General features: G+C 62.5%; 13 protein-coding genes and 1 pseudogene. 8 read left to right on the top strand and 6 right to left on the bottom strand.

What is annotated here, in order from left to right:
* Positions 1 to 5: 5 nt before the first annotated feature.
* Positions 6 to 671: a GntR family transcriptional regulator gene (locus ACYAS9_RS28425; RefSeq protein ID WP_463571834.1), complete on the bottom strand. Its 666-nt coding sequence runs from the start codon at positions 669 to 671 to the stop codon at positions 6 to 8.
* A 255-nt stretch (positions 672 to 926) separates the two neighbouring features.
* Here ACYAS9_RS28425 and ACYAS9_RS28420 point away from each other — a divergent pair, with 255 nt between their 5' ends.
* The 7 genes and pseudogenes from ACYAS9_RS28420 to ACYAS9_RS28390 all read left to right on the top strand — a co-directional run bounded on the left by ACYAS9_RS28420 (position 927) and on the right by ACYAS9_RS28390 (position 10,428).
* Entirely contained in the window at positions 927 to 2,159 is a 1,233-nt protein-coding gene (locus tag ACYAS9_RS28420; protein WP_463571833.1) for an NRAMP family divalent metal transporter, read from the top strand.
* A 28-nt stretch (positions 2,160 to 2,187) separates the two neighbouring features.
* Positions 2,188 to 2,961: a LamB/YcsF family protein gene (locus ACYAS9_RS28415; protein ID WP_463571832.1), complete on the top strand. Its 774-nt coding sequence runs from the start codon at positions 2,188 to 2,190 to the stop codon at positions 2,959 to 2,961.
* Positions 2,958 to 3,751, top strand: a pseudogene (locus ACYAS9_RS28410) (putative hydro-lyase). The gene ACYAS9_RS28415 and the pseudogene ACYAS9_RS28410 overlap by 4 nt, the downstream one beginning before the upstream one ends.
* Positions 3,752 to 3,760: 9 nt before the next feature.
* Positions 3,761 to 5,365: a 5-oxoprolinase subunit B/C family protein gene (locus tag ACYAS9_RS28405; protein WP_463571831.1), complete on the top strand. Its 1,605-nt coding sequence runs from the start codon at positions 3,761 to 3,763 to the stop codon at positions 5,363 to 5,365.
* Entirely contained in the window at positions 5,362 to 7,095 is a 1,734-nt protein-coding gene (locus ACYAS9_RS28400) for an acetyl/propionyl/methylcrotonyl-CoA carboxylase subunit alpha (protein ID WP_463571830.1), read from the top strand. The genes ACYAS9_RS28405 and ACYAS9_RS28400 overlap by 4 nt, the downstream gene beginning before the upstream one ends.
* A 125-nt stretch (positions 7,096 to 7,220) precedes the next feature.
* The gene (locus ACYAS9_RS28395; protein ID WP_463571829.1) at positions 7,221 to 8,468 is read left to right on the top strand and encodes an OprD family porin; all 1,248 of its coding nucleotides are present in this window, start codon (positions 7,221 to 7,223) and stop codon (positions 8,466 to 8,468) included.
* Between the two features lie 64 nt (positions 8,469 to 8,532).
* Positions 8,533 to 10,428 carry a methyl-accepting chemotaxis protein gene (locus ACYAS9_RS28390; protein WP_463571828.1) on the top strand — a complete coding sequence of 632 codons (1,896 nt, stop codon included), beginning with the start codon at positions 8,533 to 8,535 and terminating at the stop codon, positions 10,426 to 10,428.
* Positions 10,429 to 10,431: 3 nt separating this feature from the next.
* Here ACYAS9_RS28390 and mscK read toward each other — a convergent pair whose 3' ends face one another.
* Both mscK and ACYAS9_RS28380 read right to left on the bottom strand, forming a co-directional pair.
* Positions 10,432 to 13,809: a mechanosensitive channel MscK gene (gene mscK, locus ACYAS9_RS28385; protein ID WP_463571827.1), complete on the bottom strand. Its 3,378-nt coding sequence runs from the start codon at positions 13,807 to 13,809 to the stop codon at positions 10,432 to 10,434.
* 166 nt (positions 13,810 to 13,975) lie between these two features.
* Positions 13,976 to 15,718: a potassium/proton antiporter gene (locus ACYAS9_RS28380; RefSeq protein WP_463571826.1), complete on the bottom strand. Its 1,743-nt coding sequence runs from the start codon at positions 15,716 to 15,718 to the stop codon at positions 13,976 to 13,978.
* 233 nt (positions 15,719 to 15,951) lie between these two features.
* Between ACYAS9_RS28380 and ACYAS9_RS28375 the strand changes: the two genes are divergently transcribed.
* Complete coding sequence (locus ACYAS9_RS28375; RefSeq protein WP_463571825.1) at positions 15,952 to 18,564, top strand: dermonecrotic toxin domain-containing protein; 2,613 nt, start codon at positions 15,952 to 15,954, stop codon at positions 18,562 to 18,564.
* 25 nt (positions 18,565 to 18,589) lie between these two features.
* On the opposite strand, the gene ACYAS9_RS28370 is transcribed toward ACYAS9_RS28375, so the two are convergent.
* The 3 genes from ACYAS9_RS28370 to putA all read right to left on the bottom strand — a co-directional run bounded on the left by ACYAS9_RS28370 (position 18,590) and on the right by putA (position 24,313).
* Positions 18,590 to 18,937 carry a DUF6508 domain-containing protein gene (locus tag ACYAS9_RS28370; protein WP_463571824.1) on the bottom strand — a complete coding sequence of 116 codons (348 nt, stop codon included), beginning with the start codon at positions 18,935 to 18,937 and terminating at the stop codon, positions 18,590 to 18,592.
* A gap of 9 nt (positions 18,938 to 18,946) precedes the next feature.
* The gene (locus ACYAS9_RS28365) at positions 18,947 to 20,137 is read right to left on the bottom strand and encodes an ADP-ribosyltransferase (RefSeq protein ID WP_463571823.1); all 1,191 of its coding nucleotides are present in this window, start codon (positions 20,135 to 20,137) and stop codon (positions 18,947 to 18,949) included.
* A gap of 222 nt (positions 20,138 to 20,359) precedes the next feature.
* Positions 20,360 to 24,313, bottom strand: a complete 3,954-nt coding sequence (putA, locus tag ACYAS9_RS28360) for a trifunctional transcriptional regulator/proline dehydrogenase/L-glutamate gamma-semialdehyde dehydrogenase (RefSeq protein WP_463571822.1) — start codon at positions 24,311 to 24,313, stop codon at positions 20,360 to 20,362.
* Positions 24,314 to 24,543: the final 230 nt, after the last annotated feature.

The raw sequence follows: 24,543 nt of genomic DNA, 5'->3' as shown, positions 1-24,543 counted from the left end.
TCCAGTTAGCGGTTCAGGCTGCGCTCGAAGGCGGCCAGCACGGTACGTTCCGATTGCACCAGATAGGTTTCGAGCATGCGTGTTGCTTCGTCTGCCCGTCCTTCTTCCAGCGTGCGCAGAATGGCGGCATTCATATCGACATAGGGTGAATGCAGGAATTCCGGGTTTTTCAGCAGGCCGAACGCCAGGCGCAACTCGGCAGAGATCTGCCCGTAAAACGTGACCAGCCGTGAGCTGTCGGCCAGTTCGACGATGCCGCGATGAAAACGCATGTTGGCGGTGCCCAGCCCGACCCAGTCCTTGTCTTCGCGGGCACGCAGGCCGGCCTCGACCGCTTCGCGCATGTGCACGGCGCCGGGGTGTTGAGGGTAGCCCTGGCTGATGGCCTTGCACTCGATGAAGCGGCGAATACGGTAGATGTCGATGATCGACGCCATGTCGGGCACCGCGACGCTGACGCCGCGATTGGGCTCGTGCTTGAGCAGCCCTTCCTGGGTCAGCACCCTGAACGCTTCTCTCAAGGTGTTACGCGAAATCTGCAGGCTCTCGGCCAGCGCGGCTTCGGACAGGCGTTGGCCGGGCACCAATTGGCCGTCGACCAGCATTCTGCGCATTTCCTGGGTGATGGATTCTCCAAGCGTGCGGGGCAGTGGAGGAGAAGCGTCGTTCATTGAAGGATCCAGAAATAAGAAAAGCCGTGCCGATGTTCCCTGAGCGCTTCACCAGTAGCAAGGGCCAAGGCCCCATCCTGCTTCATCAGGTAGCATCGATGGGTTGAAGGGTAACAATTTGGTGCAAATCATCAGGCTATCCATATAGGATTGTTCAACAATAAATCCTTTGTTTATCTACACGTTGATGGCGATGAATGGCCATTGGCATGCTCATTGCTGAGGGAAGTCATCCCCCACCGCAGGAATAATGCCGTGACACAGACCACCAGTGAGTTCACAAAGGCGCGGCGATCGTCTCTGATCGCCGCGATGTTCATGATGGCCACCTCGGCCATCGGCCCTGGGTTTCTGACCCAGACGGCTACCTTTACCGCGACCCTCGGCGCTGCGTTTGCCTTTGGCATCCTGGCCTCGATCCTCATCGACTTCGTTGTGCAACTGAATGTCTGGCGCATCGTTACATTGACCCGCATGCGTGCTTCGGACCTTGCCAATGCGGCCATTCCGGGCAGCGGCTATCTGTTGGCGGTGCTGGTGATTGCCGGCGGTCTGGTGTTCAGCCTGGGCAACATGGCGGGCGCAGGCCTGGGCCTTAATGCCCTGACCGGCATTGACCCCATGCTGGGTGGTGCGCTGAGTGCGCTGCTGGCGATCGGTATCTTTTCGTCGCACCGGGCCGGCGTGGCGATGGACCGCATCATGATCGTGCTCGGGGTGTTGAAGATTTCCCTGATCATGTTCGCCGCCTTCGCGTCGCATCCGCCATTGGGTGAAGCGCTGCGTCAGTCGGTATGGCCTGACTTCATCGACTTTGCCTCGATTACCACCATCGTCGGCGGCACTGTCGGCGGCTACATCACCTATGCCGGTGCGCACCGCCTGCTTGACCGTGGCACGGTCGGGGTGGAAAACATCGACGCGGTCACCAAGGCGGCCCTAAGCGGGATTCTGGTCACCGGTATTGCCCGCTATGTGCTGTTCCTGGCGATTCTTGGCGTGGTTGCCAGCGGCGTGGTCATCGATGTTTCCGGCAAGGGCGCCAACCCTGCCGGCCAGGCCTTTGGCGCCGCTGCCGGTCAATTCGGCATGATGATGTTCGGTCTGGTGTTGTGGGCAGCCGGTATCAGCAGCATGATCGGCGCGTCTTACACCTCGATGTCGTTTATTACCGTGTTCTCGAAAAAGATCACCGAGCGGGCGCGTAACCTGGCCACCGTGGGCTTTATTGTCATCGCGCTGATCGCCTATCTGATCCTCGGCAAGCCGCCGGCGGCCCTGCTGGTCTTCGCCGGTGGTTTCAACGGGCTTATCCTGCCACTGGGCCTGAGTATCTTCATGTATGTGGGCTGGCGCCGGTCCGACCTCATGGGCGGTTACCACTACCCGCGCTGGCTGCTGGTGCTGGGCGTGCTGACGTGCCTGTTGTCGTGGTTCATGGCGTTCAAGTCGGCCCGTGCCATTTTTGCCTTTATCGGCGCTGCCTGATCAAACAGATTCAAACGGAGACCTGACTATGCGTGCCATCGACCTCAACAGTGACCTGGGCGAAAGTTTCGGCGCCTGGAGCATGGGCGACGATACGGCGATTCTTGAAGTCGTCAGCAGTGCCAACGTTGCCTGCGGTTTTCATGCCGGCGACCCGGCCGGTATCCTGCGCACCCTCAAAGCGGCTGCCGCCCGTGGCGTGGCCATCGGTGCCCATGTGGCCTACCCGGACCTGGTCGGGTTCGGGCGGCGCAACATGGACGTCCCGGCCGAACAACTGACCGCCGATGTGATTTACCAGATCGGTGCCCTGCAAGGGCTGGCACGCAGCGTCGGGACGCGGGTGAGCTATGTCAAACCGCACGGCGCGCTGTACAACACCATCGCCGGCGAGCCGAAACAGGCCGCGGCGGTCATCGAAGCGCTGCTGCTGCTTGATCCTGCATTGAAGCTGGTGTGCCTGGCCAATTCGCCGTTGCTCGGCTGGGCCCGTGAAGCCGGTCTGTCATGCGTGGCCGAGGCCTTCGCCGACCGCGCCTACACCCACTCAGGCACGCTGGTGTCGCGCTCGCGGCCCGGCGCGGTGCTGCACGATGCCGGACTGATCGCCAAGCGCATGCTGCGCCTGGTCAACGAAGGCGTCATCGAGTCTGTCGACGGCCGCGTGATCGAACTGCAGGCCGATTCGATCTGCGTGCATGGCGACAGCCCCGATGCAGTCACCATCGCCCGCACCCTTAAGGACGACCTGCAAGCAGCCGGCGTGACGATCCGTGCCTTCACTCAGGAGCAGCCTGCATGAGCGCACTTGAGCAAGCCCGCCAGGCCGCTGCCGTGGCGCGTGCCCGCTACCGGGCCGGCGAGGCTGAACCCACCGCCGGCATCGCGCCGGGCCTGACCCAGGCCAACATGATCTCGCTGCCGCGTGAATGGGCTTACGACTTTCTGCTGTTCGCCCAGCGCAACCCGCAGGCATGCCCGCTGCTGGATGTCACCGAGCCTGGCAGCTACACCACGTTTCTGGCCGAAGCGGCCGACCTGCGCACCGACCTGCCGCTGTACCGGGTATGGCGCGACGGCAAACTGGTCGAAGAGCTGCACGACGGCACGCCACTGTGGGCGCAGCACACCGATCTGTGACGTTTCTGATCGGTTGCAGCTTCACTTTCGAGACCGATCTGGTGAAGGCCGGCATCGATGTGCGGCACATTAGCCAGGGCTGCAATGTGCCGATGTACCGCAGCAACCGCCAGTGCCGGCCTGCCGGTCGCCTGCAAGGCGAAATGGTCGTGTCGATGCGTCCCGTTCCGGCCAGCCGGGTGGCGGACGCGGTAAAGATCACCGCACGTTATCCCAGCGTACACGGCGCGCCAGTGCATATCGGTGAGCCTGAACGCCTGGGTATCAAGGACCTGGCGCAGCCTGATTTTGGTGATGCGGTGTCGATCAACCCCGGTGAAATTCCGGTGTTCTGGGCCTGTGGTGTCACACCTCAAGCGGTGGTCATGGCTTCTCGCGTACCCTTTGCCATCACTCACGCGCCGGGGCACATGTTCATCACCGACATCCCTGACAGCGATTACCACGTATAGGAGAGGATCATGCGTTTCTATCCGGTCAGCCTGGACGCACTCCTGGTTGAATTGGCGAACCTGGACGAGACCCTTGCCCTGTTCGACTCATTGCAGCAAACACCGATTGCCGGTGTGCAGGAGATCGTCCCGGCGGCGCGGACCTTGCTGGTCAGTTTTCGTCCGGGTGCTGTCAGCCGCGAGGTACTGGCCGCGCAGATTGCCGCGCGCGATCTGACGGGCAAGGTTCGTCAGGCGGGCAAGCTGATCGAAATTCCGGTGCACTACAACGGCGAAGACCTCGACGATGTCGCCCGCGAGCTGGGCATCAGCGTCGACGAAGTGATCAAGCGCCACACCGGCAGCGACTACGACGTGGCCTTCTGCGGCTTTGCGCCGGGCTTTGCCTACCTCAGTGGCGGCGCAGGCTTTGTAGTGCCACGGCGCAGCACCCCGCGCACGCGCATTCCGGCCGGTGCCGTGGCGCTGGCCGGTGGCTTCAGCGGCGTTTATCCACAGGCCAGCCCCGGCGGCTGGCAGATCATCGGCATCACGCCGCTGAAAATGTGGGACCTGGCGCGCGACGAGCCAGCGCTGTTCCAGCCCGGTTACCGCGTGCGCTTTTGCGACGCCGGGCCATTGCCGGCCGCCGGGCTGACAGTCGCTGCGCCGCAGCGTCCGGTGGTGTCCGAGGTGACGGAGCCGTATCTGGACGTTGTTTCGCCGGGCCTGCAAACCCTGCTGCAAGACCTTGGGCGTCCGGGCCGTGCCGGCGAAGGCGTGTCGGCGTCCGGGGCGATGGATCGCGGTGCATTGCGCGCCGCCAACCGCGCGGTCGGCAACGATCCGGCAACCGCTGGCCTGGAAGTGCTGATGGGCGGCCTGAGCCTGACCTGCCACGCGCAGACCGTGGCCGCCGTCACTGGCGCCAAGGTGCCTGTCGAGGTGCGCACCGCTGAAGGCCGGTTGCTGCGGCCTGCGCTGTACGCGCCCTTTACCTTGCAGCACGGCGACCAGTTGAGCCTCGGCGCACCGACGGCCGGCCTGCGCAGTTATCTGGCCATCCGTGGCGGCTTTGCGATAACGCCGGTGTTGGGCAGCCTGTCCACCGACACCCTGGCGCAGGTCGGCCCTGCGCCATTGGCGGCCGGTGACCGTCTGGGCCTGCAACCGGCGCCGGGCGGTCTGGCGGTGTCGATCGATGAACAACCGGCATTTGCCATGCCGCAGCGTGACCAGGTGATCACGCTGGATGTGGTCATGGGCCCGCGCAGCGACTGGTTCACACCAGAGGCGCAGGCGCTGCTGGGGCAACAGACCTGGCAGGTGACACCGCAATCGAACCGCATCGGCATCCGCCTCGCCGGCGAGCAATCGCTGACCCGCGCCATCGACGGCGAACTGCCCAGCGAAGGCACCGTGGTCGGCGCCATTCAGGTCCCGCCCAGCGGCCAGCCGGTCCTGTTCCTGGCCGATCACCCGTTGACCGGCGGTTACCCGGTGATCGGCGTGGTCGCTCCGTACCACCTGGACCTGGCCGGGCAGATTCCGGTCAACGCGCGTATTCGCTTCAATCCGCTGAGTGCCTTCGAGCAAGTGCTGCCAGCCTCTTCAGACGAGATCAAGAAAAAATGAAAAAGGTTCTGATTGCCAACCGTGGTGAAATCGCTGTGCGTATCGCGCGTGCCTGCCGCGACTACGGCGTGGGTTCGGTGGCGGTGTACGCCGATGGCGATATCGATGCCCTGCACGTGCGCGTGGCCGATGAAGCCTGGGCACTGGACGGCGAGCGTTCCAGCGACACCTACCTGAACATCGAAAAACTGCTGGCCGTGGCAGCGCGTGCCGGCGCCGATGCGGTTCACCCGGGTTATGGCTTTCTGTCCGAACGTGCCGACTTTGCCCGCGCCGTGATCGATGCCGGCCTGACCTGGATCGGCCCGGACCCGAGCACCATCGATGCGCTGGGCGACAAGGTCCAGGCCCGTCACATCGCCCTGAAAGTCGGCGCGCCACTGGTGGCCGGCACCGCTGACCCGGTCAAGGACGCCAGCGAGGTGATCGCTTTTGCCGAGCAGCACGGCTTGCCGATTGCCATCAAGGCGGCCTTCGGTGGCGGTGGCCGTGGCCTGAAAGTGGTCTGGCAGATGGAAGAAATCACCGAGCTGTACGAGTCGGCCGTGCGTGAAGCCGTCGCCGCCTTCGGTCGTGGCGAGTGCTTCCTTGAGCGCTTCCTGCACCGTCCACGGCACATCGAGGCGCAGATCATCGCTGACCGGCATGGCCGCGTGGTCGTGGTCGGCACCCGTGACTGTTCGTTGCAGCGCCGCAACCAGAAGCTGATCGAAGAAGCGCCTGCGCCGTTCCTGGACGATGCCTTGCGCCAGCGCATTCACGAATCGGCCCGTGCCATCTGCGCCGAGGCCGGTTATGTCGGCGCCGGCACCGTGGAGTTTTTGCTCAGCGGCGACGGCACCCTGTCGTTCCTGGAAGTGAACACCCGCTTGCAGGTCGAGCACCCGGTCACCGAAGAAACCAGCGGCATCGACCTGGTGATCGAGCAACTAAGGGTTGCCGAAGGCCTGCCGCTGTCGTTCCAGGACACCCCGGTGCCACGCGGTCACAGCTTCGAGTTCCGCATCAACGCCGAAGACGCCGGCAACGGTTTTCTGCCGACGCCGGGCCTGATCGAACAGTTCCGCGCGCCGTCCGGGCCCGGTGTACGGCTCGACACCGGTGTGGTCGAAGGCTCGCGCGTGTCGCCCAATTTCGACTCGATGATCGCCAAGCTGATTGTCACCGGCGCCACCCGTGAACAAGCGATCAGCCGCGCCCGCCGTGCGCTGGCCGAGTTCCAGGTGCAAGGCGTGGCCACCGTGCTGCCGTTCCATCAGGCGGTGATGAACCATGACGACTTTACCGCTGCCGGCACATTTGCCGTGCACACCCGCTGGATCGAGACCGATTTTGCCGAGAAGGTCACCATCGCCCCGCGCAGCAGCACGGCGGCGGACCCTGAAGTGCTGCGCACCTTCATCGAGATCGACGGCAAGCGTCACGAGCTTGGCTTGCCGGCAGCCCTGTTGCGCGGCCTGAGCCTGAACCAGGCCGATAACAGCCGCGACACGGTGGCCGTGGCCGAAGCGGTCGACCCACAGGCGGTGGCTTGCCCGGTCGCCGGCAACCTGCACGCCTGGGTGGTCGAAGACGGCGCGGCGGTCGAAGCCGGACAAGTCATTGCCGTCATGGAATCCATGAAAATGGAAACGTCGATTCTGGCGCCGTGTGCCGGGAAGTTGAATATCAAGGAACAACCCGGTCATTACTTTGAAGCCAAGGTTGTGATTGGTCGTATTAAAGTTTAATTCGTTCACGTTCGCTCTTTCGTAATACCAGCGTGCCACGGGGTTAATACCCCGATGGCCGCCGGCTGCCTGCCAATAACTAAAAACGCTGTCGATTGAATCTGCCATTCTCAGGAGCTAATTGAATGTCGATGAACAAGACTGTTGCAGTCGCGTGCGCGTGTGCCTCACTTTCTGTATTTTCACTGGATGCCTCGGCCGACTTTATTGCCGATAGCAAGGCTGGTGTGGAATTGCGTAACTTCTATTTCAACCGCGACTTTCGCAATGGCCCACCCACCGCGCAACGTGATCATGCCGCCGAATGGGCACAAGGCGCGTTGCTCAAGTTCGAGTCGGGTTACACCGCCGGCACTCTGGGCCTGGGGCTCGATGCACTGGGCATGCTTGGGGTCAAACTCGACGGTGGCGACGGCTCCGGTGGCACCGGCCTGCTGCCGGCCGACCTGAGTTCGCGCAATGGCCGTGGCTCGCAGGACGAATACGCCAAGCTGGGCCTGACCGCCAAGGCAAAAATCTCCGAGACCGTGCTCAAGGTCGGCTCGCTGGCGTTCCGCACGCCGGTGGTGTCGAGCAACGACACGCGCCTGCTGCCGGCAACCTTCGAAGGCGCGCTGCTCAGTTCAAGGGATATCGACAAGCTGACGCTGCAAGGCGGCAAGCTGACGCAGATCAAGTTCAACAGCTCTTCGAACTATCAGGACTTCACCGGCAACCGGATTGGCGGCGTCAGTGACGAGTTCCTGTTCGGTGGCGGTACGTACGCTTTTAACAAGGCGCTGAGTGTCAGTGCGTATTATGGCAATCTGGAAGATGTCTACCGTCAGTACTTTGGTGGCGTTGTTTATGACATACCGCTTACCGATAAACAGTCGCTGAAGTTTGATCTGCGTTATTCGAAAAGTACCGAAGATGGCAACTTCCGCCGCCTGGATAACCGTGCGGCGAACGGTCTGGTGGCGTACACGCTGGGCGGCAATGTCTTCACGGCCGCGTACCAGCGCATGAGTGGCGATGACCCGTTCCCTTATATCGCCAACAGTGACCCGTACCTGGTCAACTTTGTGCAAATCAACGACTTTGCCAACATCGAAGAGCGTTCGTGGCAGGTGCGTTACGACTACAACTTTGCCGCCCTGAGCGTTCCCGGCCTGACCTTCATGAGCCGCTATGTCAGCGGCGACAACGTGCTGGTCGCGGGCAGCAACAGCGGCAAGGAATGGGAGCGCAACACCGACCTCGGTTATGTGGTGCAAAGCGGCGCGCTGAAGAACGTCGGCATCAAGGTGCGCAATGCCACCGTGCGCTCGACCTTCGGCAATGACCTGGACGAAACCCGCCTGATCCTGAGTTACACCCTGGCGCTCTGGTAACAGCAGCCGGCCGGGCGCCGCCCGGCCGTACGGTCCCCGAAACGATCAAATACGAGGAAGCCGGATGAAACCTCTCGGGTTCAACCAGAAGATATTACTGAGTGCCTCGCTGGTGATCATGCTGGTGTTCGGTGTGTTTTGCGCCGTCAACGATGTTCGCTTGCGCCATGACACCCTGCAGCGCATCGAGCACAGCACGCGCAATCTGGCGGGGGCGATGGCTCACGATATCCAGAGCTGGCTGGATGGCCGGCTGTTGCTGGTCAAGGGCATGGCCGAGCTGATCGGCCGTGACTCATACCCGGAGCCTGTGCCTGCGCGTTTGCTTGAAACACTGCGCACGCCCGTACTGCAAGACACCTTTGTCGCCAGTTATGTGGGCACCCGCGAGGGCGCCTTTCATATCGAGCCGCCCCGGCAGATGCCGGCCGATTACGACAGTCGCCAGCGGCCCTGGTACAAGGACGCCATCGAGACGGGCGCGGTGATGACCGAGCCGTATGTCGGCGTGGGGATCGATTACCGGGTCATCAGCCAGGCGGTGCCGATTCGCTCCGGCGCGCAGGTTCTGGGCGTGTTGGGCGTCAACCTGAGCATCGAGACCATCGCCAGGACCCTCAATGCCCAGGCATTCGAGGGCCGTGGCTATGCGTTTCTGGTGAACAAGGACGGCAAGATCCTGGTTCATCCGGACAAGGCCATGATCGGCAAGAGCCTGACGGACCTGTTCATGGGCCAGGCTCCGGCGCTGACCGATCGCTTGAGCGAAGCCACAGCAGCCGATGGTGAGAAGCTGGCGCTGTTCATGCCCATCAAGGGCCTGCCTTCGCAGAACTGGTACATCGGCATCGCGCTCGACAAGCCGGTGGCGCTGGCCAGCCTGGCCGGGTTCCGCCAGTCGGCGATCATCGCCACGGTTATTGCGGTGCTGGTGACCTTGTTGCTGTTGGGGCTGGCGCTGCGCCTGTTGATGAGGCCGCTGCACCAGATCAGCCAGGCCATGCAGGACATCGCCCAGGGCGAAGGCGATCTGACGCGGCGGCTGACGATTGCCTCGCAGGATGAATTTGGTCAGTTGGCGCAGGGCTTCAATCGCTTCGTTGATCGCTTGCATGCCTCGATCACCGAGGTGTCATCGACCACCAGCACCTTAAAGCAGGCCACCCGCAGCGTCCTTGGCGCGTCCAACTCCTCGGTTGAAAAGGCTCGCAGCCAGGCCGGCTACACCACCAGCATCGCCGCCGCTATCGAAGAACTCGGGGCGACGGCGCAGAACATTGCCGGCAGCGCCTCGGCAGCCTCCAGAGAAGCGTCCGAGGCCCGCGCGCAGGTCAGTTCAAGCTGCGCGCTGGTCGAGGACACCGTGAGTACGATGCGCAGCCTGCAAGGCAATATCGAAACCACACGCACGCAGATCGAAGACCTCAATGCCCGCAGCTCGAACATCGGCAAGGTGCTGGAAGTGATTTCGGCGGTGTCGGCCAAGACCAACCTGCTGGCCTTGAACGCAGCCATCGAGGCGGCGCGGGCCGGTGATGCCGGGCGCGGCTTTGCGGTGGTGGCTGATGAGGTCAGAAGCCTGGCCCATCACACCCAGGAGGCCACCGAGGAGATCCGCGTGGTTATCGAGGCGCTGCAACAAGGCGCCACCCAGGCGGCGCAGACCATGCTGGTCAGCCATGAAATGGGCAGCCGCAGCGTGGCGGTGGCCACCGAGGCGGGCGCCAGTCTGCAGGCCGTGGTGTCGCGCATCGGCCAGATCGACGACGTCAACCTGACCGTGGCGGCCGCGACCGAAGAGCAATCGACGGCCGTGGAGCAACTCAACCGCGATGTGCATGAAATCAGCCGCCTGAACGAACACAGCACCGACAACCTGGCCGCGACACTGCAAGCCTGCGCACAACTGGACATCGAAGCCGGGAAGCTGGGCGCGATCGTCGATACGTTCAGGTTGTGAGGTTCAGTCCAGCTTCACCTCTGGCGGTTCCGGCACGTCCTTGGGGGTGACCGGGGACTTGTCGATGCCGACTTTGGCCGGTGCAGGTTCGTGCCCGGCAGGCTCGATGGGCACCAGCTTGAGTTCGCCGCCATGGATGTTCTTCAGGTAAACCTCCATCTGCCGGAACGAGATGTTGATCTTCTGTTTCTTGAACTCGCGGTTGATGAACCGGTTGATCTCGTCGAGTACCGGGTTGCGGTCGCCCAGGTCGCGTACGTGCATTCGCAGTTCGTGGTCCAGGGTGCTTTCGCCGAAATTGAGGAAGTACACGATCGGCTCCGGTTCCTTGAGCACTCGCGGGTTCTCGCGCGCCGCTTGCAGCAGCAGCGAGCGCACCAGGTCCAGGTCCGAGCCGTAGTCGACGCCCAGCTTGAGGGTCACGCGGGTCACGGTGTCGGTCAGCGACCAGTTGATGAGCTGGCCGGTGATGAACGTCTTGTTCGGGACAATGATGTCCTTGCGGTCGAAATCGGTGATGGTCGTGGCGCGGATGCGGATCTTGCTGACCGTGCCCGACAGGTTGCCGATGGTGATGGTGTCGCCGATGCGCACCGGGCGCTCGAACAGGATCATGATCCCGGAAATGAAGTTGGCGAAGATCTCCTGCATGCCGAAACCCAGGCCCACCGACAGCGCCGCGACCAGCCATTGCAGCTTGTCCCAGCTGACCCCGAGCGTCGACAGGGTGGTGACAAAGCCGACGCCGGCAATCGTGTAGGACAGCAGCGTGGTGGTGGCATAGGCGCTGCCTTGCGCCAGGCTCAGGCGCGACAGCACGAACACCTCAAGCAAGCCGGGCAGGTTGCGCGCCAGTACAAAAGTGATGACCACGATGACCAGCGCGCCGAGCAGATCGCCCAGGCTGATCGGCACCATGCTCATGTTGGCGCCGGTGCCGCTGGTGTATTCGTAGAGGGTGACGTTATCCAGATACGAGAACACCGTGATCAGGTCGGCCCAGACCCAGTACATCGCGCCAACGAACATCGCCAGCAAGGCCAGGCGGATCAGGCGCAGCGATTGCTGGTTGACCTGCTCGATGTCCAGCTTGGGTTCTTCGATGGGCGCATCGCTGTCGCCGTTGTCGCGTGCGGCCTGACGCTTGGCCAGCGCGCGCTGATATGCCAGGCGCCGCGCCGCAACGTTCAGGCCGCGTATGAAGGTGGCTTCGACCACCAGCCACAGCAACAGCAGGTACAGCGTGTCGATCAGCCGGTCGGTGAGTTTCAGTGCGGTGTAGTAGTAGCCGAAGCACACCGCCACAAACAGCGCGGCCGGCAGTGCGGTGAAGGCCAGCCCCAGCGCCTTGCGAAACAGCGAGGCATTGTGATGCGTGGGGCTTGCCAGCAGCAGGCGGCCCAGCAGCAGGGCCATCAGCGCATAGCAACTGAGCACCACGCCGATGCCCAGCACATCGTCGGCCAGTGCCGCCGGTTGATGCTCGGCCACCGCGACCACCGCCACCAGTGCCAGCACCACCAGGCCCAGGCGACGAATCCAGCCGCGCAGGAATGCGACCTGCACCGGCTCCCAGCGAAAGTGCAATTGCGCGACGCCGTCCGGCGCCAGCACGCGGTAGGCGGTGTAGAACATCAGCCAGGTCAGGCCGACTTCCTGCAGGGCCAGGCCCAGGTTGGCGTTCTGGCCACGCGCATCGATTTGCAGGGCATAGCCGCACAAGGCCAGCGCCAGCGCCACGGGCATGGCCAGGAGGATATTGATCAGCAGCGCCAGCGGCGTCCGCCACTGGTTATCGCGGCGGAAGTGGCCGATGTCGGCATGCAGCTGGGTGAGCTTGGCGTACAGCGCCTTGCGCCGCCAGGTCAGCACGCCGATCAGCAGCAACAGCGGCAAGAACAACAGTGGCCGCTGGGTCAGCCCTTCGGACAGCTCGCTCAGGCTCGACGACCAGGGCAGGGTGGCGATCTGCTTTTGCAGACGCGGGCCTATGCCCTGAAACCATTCCAGGTCCAGCGGCTTGTTGCTGGGGATCCAGAACATCTGCTCGTCGAGGGTCGCGCGCAGGCTGATGGCGGTGCTGATCAGCTGTTTCTGGTTCAGTTGCAGGGTGATCGATTCATTGAGCATCGCCGCCAGCAGGCGATTAAGGCGCTCGTGCAGGTCGCTACGGGTCACCGCCAGGTCCATCAGCGTGCGGCGCAGCGCCGGGGTGATTTCTTCGGCGGGCTCGGTGGCCAGCAGCCGGTCGACATACGCCAGCGGCGTGCCCATCTGCTCGCGTTGCTGGTTGAGCTCGAACTGGTAGAGGCGGATATCGGCGATTTCATCGGCCAGGTTGCGGTCCAGTTGCAGGTGCGGCAGCGACTGTTTTTGCTTGTAGAGAATCTTCGACAACAACAGGCTGCCGCTCAGGACATTGATCTGCTCGTCGAGGGCTTGATCGGTCTGCGTCAGGTTATCCAGTTGCTGCTTGGTCTTGAGGTTGCTCTGGGTCAGCTCGTTGAGGCGGTCAGTGCCACGCAGCAAATAGTCGGACAGCTTGAGGTTGCCCGCACTTTCGGTGGCCAGCAGGCTGCTGCCGCCGGATTTCTGCGCTTCCAGGGCGAGCTCTTCAACGGTCTTTTGCGACTGGGTACGGCGCTTGTCGTTGATCAGGGTCTGCAGGTCCTGGATTTCCTGATCCTGACGCTGGACCTTTTCGCTCAGCAGATCGTGCTGGCTGTTGCCCAGGTCCTGCAACTGGCTGTTGCCGGCCAGTTCCTGGCGGCGCAGCAGGCTGATGGCGTTCAGCGAGGCGAGTTCGGCGTTGTACAGGTTGCGCTGATCGGCACTGAGCGTCTTGCCGCCTTCCTTGCCGGCCTTGAGGATCGTATTGATCTGCTGGGTGCGGGTCTGGTTGTTGCTGATCTCGCTTTGCGCCCGCTCCGGGCGGGTCTGGGCGGTGAGGATCAGGCTGTTGGCGTCGTTCAGGGCTTTCTGCAAATCACTCTGCTGGGTGCTGCGCTCGCTGAGCAATTGCTCAAGCTGCGGCACGTCCAGTTTTGCGTAACGCTGGGCCACCGGGATGATCTGGGCGGCCTTCAGGCGCTCCAGCTCGCGCTGGTTTTCCTGCACCTGCCTGGGCGCCTGGTCCAGCTGCTGTTTGAGGGCCGCGAGCTTTTGCTGGCTGTCTTCCTGGCTGGAAAGCAGGTTCAGGGTTTGTTCGAGCACCTGCTGCAGGGCCTTCTGATCGGCTTCTGGCAGCTTGCGGTCAGCGATCTTGTCCAGGCTTTGCTGAACACTGTCCCGGTTCGGTGGGTCGGCGGCCAGCGCCGTCATTGAGGTACTGAGGCACAGGCCGAGAACGGCGGCCGCCAGAAAGGCACGCAAGGAATACATAGACACCGATCGTTTGCAGGAAAGTAGGAGCGCGCTTGCCCGCGACCGAGTGCGCTAGCGCTCGAAAATTCTATGAAACGCTGAAGATTCATGACTGCTAACGCAGCCGGTCGCGGTGGTCCGGCATTCCGGCAGAGCGCGCTCCTACCAGAGTGTAGGGCCGATATTACAGGAACAGTGCTGGCCCCGGTCGGCTGCCTTCGGGGAATTTGACGCCGACCTTGAGGATTTTGTTCCCGTCCATCACCGCCACGGTCCACAGCGTGCCGTTCCACTCGATCTGGTCGCCGACGATCACCGCGCCACGGTTTTTCTGCACGATGAACTGGCCCAGCGGCATGTCCGGGCTCAGCCCGTCGAGCTTGAGGCCGTACAGCGCGGCCACATCACCCAGGTGCGCATCGCCTTCGAGCACGAAGTCGCCGAAGAAGCGCAGGTCCTGGCCGCGTTGCGGCGCCTGGCTGAACAGTTTGCCCAGTGCCGGCAGGTCATGTTCATGGCCGATCACGCACAGCAGGTCACCGACTTCCAGCGTGGTGCTACCGGAAGGGTGCAGCAGTTGCTGACCCCGGAACAGCGCGGCGATGCGCGTGCCTTCAGGCATTTTCAGTTCGCGCAGGGCGGCGCCGATGCACCACTTTTCCGCGCCCAGGCGGTAGACGAACAGCTCCCACTCGCTGGTGATGTGCACTTCCAGCGCCGAACGCGACACCGGCGCCGGGTCTGGCGGTACGGTGACCTTGAGCAGTTTGGCCATCCACGGCAGGCTGGTGCCTTGCAGCAGCAGCGAGACCAGCACGATGAAGAACGCCAGGTTGAAATACAGCTGCGCATTGGGCAGCCCGGCCATCAGCGGGAACACCGCGAGAATGATCGGCACCGCGCCGCGCAGGCCGACCCAGGCGATAAATGCTTTTTCGCGGCCATGAAAGGCCTTGAACGGCAGCAGGCCGACCAGCACCGACAGCGGCCGTGCGACCAGAATCATCCACAGGGCAAGGCCCAGCGCCGGTATCGCGATGGGCAGCAGGTCGTGCGGGGTGACCAGCAGGCCCAGCACCAGGAACATGCCGATCTGCGCCAGCCAGGCCATGCCGTCGAGCATGTGCAGAATGCCGTGGCGGCTGCGGATCGGGCGGTTGCCCAGCACCAGGCCGAACAGGTAGATGGCCAGAAAGCCGCTGCCGTGGATGGCGTTGGTCAGGGCAAAGATTGCCAGGCCGCCGGCGATCACCAGAATCGGGTACAGGCCGGCGGCCAGGTTGATGCGGTTGACCAGTTGCAGCACCAGCCAGCCGCCGCCCAGGCCCATCAGCCCGCCGATGCCGAACTCCTGAATCAAGTGGCCAAGCAGGCCCCAGTGCAGACCGGTCTGGCCGCTGGCGAGCATGCCGATCAGGGTCACGGTGAGAAACACCGCCATGGGGTCGTTGCTGCCCGACTCGATTTCCAGGCTGGCGGTGACCCGTTCGTTGAGGCCCTTGCCGCCCAGCAGCGAGAACACCGCCGCGGCATCGGTGGAGCCGACGATGGCGCCGATCAGCAGGCCTTGCATCAGGGTCAGGTCGAACAGCCAGGAAGCCACCATGCCGGTCAGCACGGTAGTAATCAGCACGCCGACGGTGGCCAGCGACAGCGCCGGCCATAATGCGACCCGGAAGCTGCTGACCCGCGTGCGCAAGCCGCCATCGAGCAGAATCACCGCCAGGGCCAGGTTGCCGATCAGGTAGGCGGCCGCGTAGTCATTGAAGATGATCCCGCCGCCGTCGACGCCGGCGACCATGCCGACCGCCAGGATGATCACCAGAATCGGGATGCCCAGGCGCGAAGACAGCGAGCTGACCAGGATGCTCGCCCCGACCAACACCGCGCCGATCAGGAACAGGTTGTTGATGGTCGTGGCATCCAAGGGCGGTACTCCAGGTCAGGCAAATTGAGAAGCGTCGGTGCTGGCACTTGACCATGCACCGCGCGTGCCAAGCGATTTAACCTGTTGAATTGGCTGGCTGTCAAAGGCTTGTCTGTCTATCAAGTGGCAAACAGGCTGTATGCCGGTTGTTTCAGCCGTGGCCTAAATAATTAACACCTCACGGGCAGGTCGGTCTGCTCACGTACATGGTTCTCTCAATCAAGGAGCAAACCATGACGTTGCCGCCCGTATTTCTTCCGTCTGACGCCACTGATCGCCGCTATGTCTCTGAGGAAGCACTGCTCAAACAAAAAGCGCTGCGTTTCATGCAGGACTATCCCGACGCCTACACCATGGCCTGGTCCGCCGCCCGCAAGCTGATGCGCGAGCTGACCGGCAAGACGCTCAACCCCGACACGGTCTGGTGGCACCGCTTCGGCAGTGCATCGAACAGCTCGCGCTCTTTCACCGGCTGGCAGCATGCCGGCACGCCGGTGGAGTCGATGACCCTGGTCGAGCTGGTGATGCGCCGCTTCAACGCCCGCGATCAGGATGCCTCCGACGAGTTACAGGTCTACGGTGGCTTTTATACCGATGGCCCGCAGCACGGCACCTATGACGACCGCAACGAAGTCGCCATCTTGCCGCAGACCGTGCTGGCAAGATTCTGGACATTGAATTTCGCCGGCCTTTTCCAGCAGCGCGTCGATAGCTTCTGGAGCGCTCACGCAGAGACCTTCTGTGAACTGGCCAGGGCGCGTTTTCTGGCGCTGGCCGGCCTGGCAGCGCGCGATGGCGACCTGTCGCTGGGCGACTTGCACCGGCTTGCTCGGGTAGCGACCCCCGATTTGCAGTCGGCCAACGCTAATGAACTACCGCCAGCCAGCCAGGCAGGTTTGCACGCTATCAGCGTGCGCAGCTTCGATATTGCAGGATTGGAGTCCAGCCAGATCATGCGTCTGGTCGAGGCGAGTGGCCGGCAAACCCTTTATGTGCCCGGCATGACCCCGGCATTTCATTGCTGTGAAAGTGAGCGGGACGTGTATGAATGGGTTCGCCGGCAACTGGCTGACGAGTCGTTGCGCAAAGGCTTTGAGGCGTTGTTCCTGCGCTCGCCGGTGGCCCGCGAAGAACACGGCGCGGCCTTGAGTGCGGCACTCGACCAGATCCGTGATCAGGCGTTTGGTGCTGACGGCAACCGCATCGACACCGCGACCCTGTCGTTGATCAATCAGCACGATCAAGCCATTGCCGGTGATGCGTTCGAGCATTTTCGCAGTGTTGCCCGGCAGGAAATGCAAGCGCTCGCGCATGAACTGACATCCAACGGCGATCTGCGCAAGCAGCTGTGGATCGGCTATTTCAATGTCTTTCTCAGGCTCTTTGGCCCGGCAGCGGTGTTCGCCTGGCCGCTGGCACTGGTGATAGTCGGGGCGGGTATTGCCAATATCGGCCTGAACATCGATCAGGCGATCAATGCCAGCCGCGCCCGGCAACGCAAGGCCGGGGTCATCGGCGCCATCCTCAATTCGATCTTCGTGCTGTTCAACCTGCCATTGCTTGCCGATGCCGTACCTGCCTTGCGTGCGACGCTCTCGGGCGCACCGGCCGCGCAACGCCTGATCGGGGCCGTGCAGGATGCCGACAGCGGGGAGTGGACTGCGCTGCAAGACCTCAATGACGGGCCGTTGACCACCGGCGAAGGCCTGATGCAGGGCATTGAGCGCAGCGCCAATGGCGATACCTGGATCATGCTCGGTGAAACGGCGCGCCGGGTGCGCTACAGCTCGGCGCTCAAGGCCTGGCTGGTGATCGACCCGCTCAACCCGTTCGCCTTCGATGGCTCGACGGCGGTGCGTCTCAATGCGCAAGGCCAATGGGAAACGCTACCGGCGTTACGCCTCAGCGGTGGCCGCCCGATGCAGGTGCCAGGCGTTAGCGATGCGAACGTGGCGCCTTACCCGACGGTGCAGTCATCATTCTGGGATGTGTATATGAGATTGAACTCCGTAGAGGAGGAGCGCTTGTCCGACCTGGCCCTGGAGCGGCAACAGGCGGTGATCAATGTGCATGAGATGAGCGCGACCGATGAAATCAAGGCCGGTACCGGCAGTGATGAAGTGCTGGTCGATGCGTCCGGGGATGAATACCGCGTCTTCAAAACGGTGCAGGGCCGTTATGTCGGCGGGCGTGTGAACTATTACACCGAGCACGAGCATGACTTCAATCAGTACCTGCGCACCGGCATTGTCAGGGTCGATGATCAGGTCCGCATGATCGAAGAGCTGGCCGACGACTTGAGCATAATCGGCTACAACAATCACGTCACTCTGTACCGTGGCGGCAGCAGCGCCCGTGGCACGTCGGGCCTCACCTTTCGCAGCGGCCAGATCAAGGCCGGCGATGTGCTGGTCAATACCGATTTCACCTCGTTCAGTGAAAACCCGTATGTCACCCGCGCGTTCGCCAGCAGCCAGGCGGGCGCGCCATCGTATGGGTTCGACAGGGCGATCCGCTTCGATGATACCTCTATCGTCTTCGAATTACCGGCCGGGCAGTACCTCAGCGCCACACCCATCGCGCCCTTTTCCCAGGAGGACGAAGAGGCCGAATCGCTGTTTGCGCCCGGGCATTACTTCATGGTGCACAGCATTCAGGAGGTCACCGGTGCTCAGTACCGGTTCATCAAGGTGCAGATCCGCGAAGTGCCGGCGTCCCAGGCGGGCAACCGGCTGTATGAGATGCGCACCGGCAATGTGTTTAGCCGTGACGATTACGCGGCGCGTCTGGGGCAGGCCGGGCAGGCATTGGTGAACCGGTTTTTTCCGCTGCCTGCCAGTCATTGACGCTTCGGTAGAGGACTTCACTGCCTCACAAGGTTGCGCGCACCGCCTTGAGTCGTGCGAGCAACTGGCCCAGATAGCCTGATTGCAACAGCTTGCGCAGATGCCCGTTGAGGAAACGGTCAAGGCGCAAGTGGGCAATCAGCAGCTTTCTGAGTTGCGCAGCGTCTGCGGTCAGCAGCGGCGCGTGATTGGCAGAGCTCAGTGCCCCGTCAGGAAACTCCTTGATCCAGTCGAACGGTGCCATGAAATCGGTCGCGTAAACCGCTTCGATAAACAGTGACAGGTCAATGTCCGGCTGGGCGCTGGACGCATTGGGGGCGTACTTGAGAATAACGTCAACGGCGTCTTTGGACGGTGTGGCGAGCGTGACCATGACCAATCCTCACAAATGGGAATATTGAATGTCGGTGGTGTTCGGCAGCGTTTCATGCGACCAGACCTCAGTGATCACTGTTGGCACCACATTCAGATCGACTTTATAGATCGCATGATTCATCTTGAAATCGAACAGCACTTCGTCTTCATTGGGAAAATACGAAAGAACATCAATGTCCTTGCCAATTGAACTGTTGATGATCAGCCGATAATCGCCCGACCACACACCGTTTCTTCGCGAGGTACTGGTGTATGACGCTTCCTGGGCAACGGCGCCGACGGCGTAAAGTTCTTCTATGCCCGGAAAGGCAAACAAATAGCGATACACCGGTGTTTGCGTGACCCGAAACTTCTTCATTTGCGCCAGCCCGGTACTCAGGGCTTCGAGAGTGGCGTGAAAGTAAGCATGTTGCGGGCTGGTGACATCATCGGCCCGCAACAGGCCATTCAAATAGGCATACAGCGCTTTGGTGTATTGATGGACCATGGTGTATTGCCGCTCGGTCAGACCGACTTCCTCGGGAGATACGGCGGCTTTCAGCGGGCTGCGGTCAAACAGAGGCCAGGCTTTTTTGATCTGTTCGATCTCGTCCAGCACACCTGCCGGCGCCAGTGGCGGGACCAGATAGCGGGCCTTGAGGGTCTGGAATTCCTGGGCGATGCTGCTGGCCATATCGTCGGGGACGACAATGCTGACCAGGCTCCAGGACGCACGCGCTGCAAGGCTTGCGGCGGTAAACACGCTTACCCTGAGCATGACCAGGGCGTCATTGTTGTCGTCGTGTGTGCCCATGATGCCCAGTGCCAGCGTCGACGCCGTGTCGTTGCCGGCAAACAGCCGCAGCGCCTGAAAGACTTGCCAGGTCTTGCGCGCCGCTTCGTCGGGGATGGCCTGCGGTTCGAAAACCACCAGGCGCTTGAAAAAGCGGCCCTGCTGAACGCTTGAAATCCAGCAGGGCAGCAGCGGCCTGAAATCCATTTCACAGGTGCTTTCCAGCACCTTGACAGACACGCCGATAGCATCCAGTTCTGCTACAAAGCCGCCTTGTTTCGGGCTGTAGTTGCCGGGCTGGCAGTCGATCAATAAATAATCGACAGACAGTTCGGCCGGCTCGGTTATAAGCAGGCCGCTGGACAATGTTATTTCACGAAGATCAGCCCCGATGTGATCAACCGTGATCGTATTCAGCAGTTCCATGAGCATTCTCTTGAGGTGGCTTGATGTAGGGTCAGGCAATCATCTTGAGAACGGGGCGTCAACTGACAGAAATGATAGTGTTGTTAGGCTACTACTTGAATAAGGGTTCGCTAAACAGCGTGTTCATGTGCAAGGAAAGTGTTGAATAAACTAAGTATTAACTGTTTAAACCGGGCATGAAAAAAGAGGGCCGAAGCCCTCTTTTCAGTTAGCGCTTATTGATCAACCAATGGTCATCAGGCTCGCATTGCCGCCAGCAGCGGCAGTGTTGACGCTCAAGGCGCGTTCGATCACCAGGCGTTCCAGGGCAATGCCGGTGTCGCCGTAGGGCAAGCCATGCACGCCGACGATGGCGCCGCCGCGTTGCGCCACTTGCTGGCAGACGCCGCGCAGCTGGTCGCTGTCGCCGTGATGCAGCACGGCATCGAAGTGCACCTCGTCGCGGTTCCAGTCGGCGACCAGTTGCAGGCGCTCCTGAATGTCGCGCGGCAGACGGTTGCGCAGGGCGCGGGTGGTGTCGGCCTCGACCCAGACCGCGCGGCTGCCGACGGCCAGTACGGCTGCCAGTTGCGCCAGCAGGTCACCTTCGTCGTCGGCCAGGCACAGCACCTGGTCGCGCGGCAGGATGGTGTAGGTGTTGCGCTCACCGGTCGGGCCTGCCAGGGAACGGCTGATGCCGCTTTGCGATTGCGCCGCAAACTGCTCGCACAGCGTGACCAGCTCGGTGCGCTGCTGACTGGCCGCCCAGGCCTTGAAGGCGTGCAGCGGTTGCAGCAGGGCATCGCGTAGGCGGGTGTCGGGTGCCAGGCGGGCATCGGCGGCGCTGAACGATTTGGCAATCGCGTCGTGCGGGCGAGTGCTGAGCAGGCGGTACAGGTACAGCGGGCCGCCGGCTTTGGGGCCGGTGCCCGACAGGCCTTCGCCGCCGAACGGTTGCACGCCGACCACGGCGCCGACGATGTTGCGGTTCACGTACAGGTTGCCGGCATGCGCCTTGTCGATGACCTTGGCGATGGTTTCGTCGATGCGGGTGTGCACGCCCAGGGTCAGGCCATAACCGGAAGCGTTGATCTGCTCGATCAGCGAATCCAGGTCTTTACGGGCGTAGCGCACCACGTGCAGCACGGGACCGAAGATCTCGCGTTGCAGTTCGTCGAAGCTTTCCAGCTCGATCAGGGTCGGCATCACGAAGGTGCCGCGCTTGATTTCGGCGGTGTCGGCCAGCGCCATCTGGTACACGGTGCGGCCTTTGTCGCGCATGGCCTGGATGTGCTTCTCGATGCCGGCCTTGGCTTCGGCGTCGATCACCGGACCAATGTCGACATTCAGGCGCTCGGGGTTGCCCAGGCGGCTTTCGGCCATGGCGCCCTTGAGCATTTCCAGCACGCGGTCGGCGGAGTCTTCCTGCAGGCACAGGACGCGCAGGGCCGAGCAGCGCTGGCCGGCGCTGTCGAAGGCCGACGACACCACGTCAATGACCACTTGCTCGGTGAGCGCCGAGGAGTCGACGATCATCGCGTTCTGGCCACCGGTTTCGGCGATCAGCGGAATCGGTCGACCCTGAGCGTCCAGGCGACCGGCGACATTGCGTTGCAGCAGGCGCGCGACTTCGGTGGAACCGGTGAACATCACGCCCTTGACGCGCTCGTCACCGACCAGGCCGGCACCGACGGTTTCGCCACGGCCCGGCAGCAACTGCACCACGCCCTCGGGAATGCCGGCTTCGAGCAGCAAGCGCACGGCTTGTGCCGCGATCAGCGGGGTTTGTTCGGCCGGCTTGGCCAGCACCGGGTTACCGGCGGCGAGGGCCGCGGCCACCTGACCGCTGAAGATCGCCAGCGGGAAGTTCCACGGGCTGATGCACACCACAGGGCCCAGCGGGCGGTGCGCGTCGTTGCTGAATTCAGTGCGCGCCTGCACCGCGTAATAACGCAGGAAGTCGACCGCTTCGCGGACTTCGGCGATGGCGTTCAGGTAGGTCTTGCCGGCTTCGCGGACCAGCAGGCCCATCAGCGGCTGGATCTCGCCTTCCATCAGGTCGGCGGCACGCTCCAGAATCGCGGCACGTTCGGCGGGCGGCGTGGCCTGCCAGATCGGGCCGGCGCTCATGGCGCACTGGATCGCGTTATTGACGTCGGCGACCGTGGCTTCCTGCACATGGCCGACCACGTCACGGTGATCGGACGGGTTAAGCACGGCGGCCGGGGTTTCCTTGCTCGACTCGCAGCCCAGCAGCGGCACGGCTTTCCAGTCGTTGTTGGCGCTGGCCAGCAACGCTGAAGACAACGACGCCAGACGGTGTTCGTTGGCCATGTCGATGCCGCTGGAGTTGGCGCGTTCGCGGCCATACAGGTCGCGCGGGTGTGGAATGCGCGGGTGCGGCAGGCCACAGCTGCCTTCCTGGGTGGCCATGCGCTCGATGCTGCTGACCGGGTCAGCCACCAGTTCCTGGATCGAGATCGACTGGTCGGCGATGCGGTTGACGAACGAGGTGTTGGCGCCGTTTTCCAGCAGGCGACGTACCAGGTAAGCCAGCAGTGTTTCGTGGGTGCCGACCGGTGCATACACGCGGCACGGACGGTTCAGCTTGCCATCGGCCACCTTGCCCACCACTTGCTCGTACAGCGGTTCGCCCATGCCGTGCAGGCACTGGAACTCGTACTGGCCGGGGTAATAGTTCTGCCCGGCAATGTGGTAGATGGCCGACAGGGTGTGGGCGTTGTGCGTGGCGAATTGCGGGTAGATGACTTCCGGGGCGGCCAGCAGTTTGCGCGCGCAGGCGATGTACGACACGTCGGTGTACACCTTGCGGGTGTAGACCGGGTAGCCTTCCAGGCCGTCGAGCTGGGCGCGTTTGATCTCGCTGTCCCAGTAGGCGCCTTTTACCAGGCGGATCATCAGGCGATGGCGGCTGCGGCGCGCCAGGTCGATGACATAGTCGATCACATACGGGCAACGCTTCTGGTAAGCCTGGATGACAAAGCCGATGCCGTTCCAGCCGGCCAGTTGCGGCTCGAAGCACAGACGCTCCAGCAGGTCGAGCGACAGCTCCAGGCGATCGGCTTCTTCGGCGTCGATGTTCAGGCCGATGTCGTATTGCTTGGCCAGCACAGTCAGTGCCAGCAGGCGCGGGTACAGCTCTTCCATCACCCGCTCGTACTGGGCGCGGCTGTAGCGTGGGTGCAGGGCCGACAGCTTGATCGAGATGCCCGGGCCTTCATAGATGCCGCGGCCGTTGGACGCCTTGCCGATCGAATGAATCGCCTGCTCGTAAGAGGCCAGGTATTTCTGCGCGTCGTGCTCGGTCAGTGCCGCTTCGCCGAGCATGTCGTAGGAATAGCGGAAGCCCTTGGCTTCGAACTTGCTGGCGTTGGCCAGCGCTTCGCCGATGGTTTCGCCGGTGACGAACTGCTCGCCCATCAGGCGCATGGCCATGTCGACGCCCTTGCGGATCATCGGCTCGCCGCTCTTGCCGATGATGCGGCTCAGGGAGGAGGTCAGGCCGGTTTCGTTGTGGGTCGAGACCAGCTTGCCGGTCAGCAACAGGCCCCAGGTCGCAGCGTTGACGAACAGCGACGGGCTGTTGCCCAGGTGCGGTTGCCAGTTGCCGTTGCTGATCTTGTCGCGAATCAATGCGTCGCGGGTGCCCTTGTCGGGGATGCGCAGCAGCGCTTCGGCCAGGCACATCAGGGCCACGCCTTCCTGCGACGACAGCGAGAATTCCTGCAGCAGGCCCTGAACGATACCGGCACGACCGCCAGCGCTCTTCTGGTTGCGCAGCTTGTCGGCAATCGAGGCTGCCAGCTTGTGGGTGGCATCGGCCAGTGGCGCAGGCAGGCGTGCCTGGTCCAGCAGCATCGGCACCACCTCAGGCTCGGGACGGCGGTAAGCCGAGGTGATCGCGGCGCGCAGGACCGATTGCGGCAGGATACTTTCAGCGAATTCGAGAAAATTCTGGTGACCGGCATCGCTTGGCAGCTCGCCACGGTCGTCGCCGTCCTTGCTGTGATGGCCATTGAGTTCCAGCAGGGTTGCACCACTCTCCAGCTTTTCCAGGTAATTGAAGATCGCCTGCTTGATGACCCAGTGCGGGGTACGGTCAATGGTCTGCGCGGCTGCTTTCAATCGCTCGCGGGTCGGGTCGTCGAGTTTCACGCCCAGAGTGGTGGTGGCCATGTTTTATCCTCTTTGTCGCCACTGTGAATGTGGCATTTGGCTGTGTGCGCAGATTAGCCGGGCGCACAGCGGGGTGCAACCTAGTGCAACCCAAATTGTTTCAATCTTTACACTCCCGATACGAGCTGTTCCGTTGAGCGGTGTTAAGTGCATGATTCTGGTGCTATTTGCCGCGAAGCTTGTACCAACTGCACACAAATCGGGCTTTTTTGCAGGGTAACCCTGCATCT

This window comes from Pseudomonas sp. HP_08 (assembly GCF_055284095.1).
This window is presented reverse-complemented; position numbering and strand designations above follow the sequence as displayed.

Coding starts and splice junctions, on each gene's coding strand:
- ACYAS9_RS28390 (WP_463571828.1), top strand. CDS start 8,533: ATGAAACCTCTCGGGTTCAACCAGAAGATATTACTGAGTGCCTCGCTG.
- ACYAS9_RS28405 (WP_463571831.1), top strand. CDS start 3,761: ATGCGTTTCTATCCGGTCAGCCTGGACGCACTCCTGGTTGAATTGGCG.
- mscK (WP_463571827.1), bottom strand. CDS start 13,809: ATGTATTCCTTGCGTGCCTTTCTGGCGGCCGCCGTTCTCGGCCTGTGC.
- ACYAS9_RS28375 (WP_463571825.1), top strand. CDS start 15,952: ATGACGTTGCCGCCCGTATTTCTTCCGTCTGACGCCACTGATCGCCGC.
- putA (WP_463571822.1), bottom strand. CDS start 24,313: ATGGCCACCACCACTCTGGGCGTGAAACTCGACGACCCGACCCGCGAG.
- ACYAS9_RS28365 (WP_463571823.1), bottom strand. CDS start 20,137: ATGGAACTGCTGAATACGATCACGGTTGATCACATCGGGGCTGATCTT.
- ACYAS9_RS28400 (WP_463571830.1), top strand. CDS start 5,362: ATGAAAAAGGTTCTGATTGCCAACCGTGGTGAAATCGCTGTGCGTATC.
- ACYAS9_RS28395 (WP_463571829.1), top strand. CDS start 7,221: ATGTCGATGAACAAGACTGTTGCAGTCGCGTGCGCGTGTGCCTCACTT.
- ACYAS9_RS28370 (WP_463571824.1), bottom strand. CDS start 18,937: ATGGTCACGCTCGCCACACCGTCCAAAGACGCCGTTGACGTTATTCTC.
- ACYAS9_RS28415 (WP_463571832.1), top strand. CDS start 2,188: ATGCGTGCCATCGACCTCAACAGTGACCTGGGCGAAAGTTTCGGCGCC.
- ACYAS9_RS28425 (WP_463571834.1), bottom strand. CDS start 671: ATGAACGACGCTTCTCCTCCACTGCCCCGCACGCTTGGAGAATCCATC.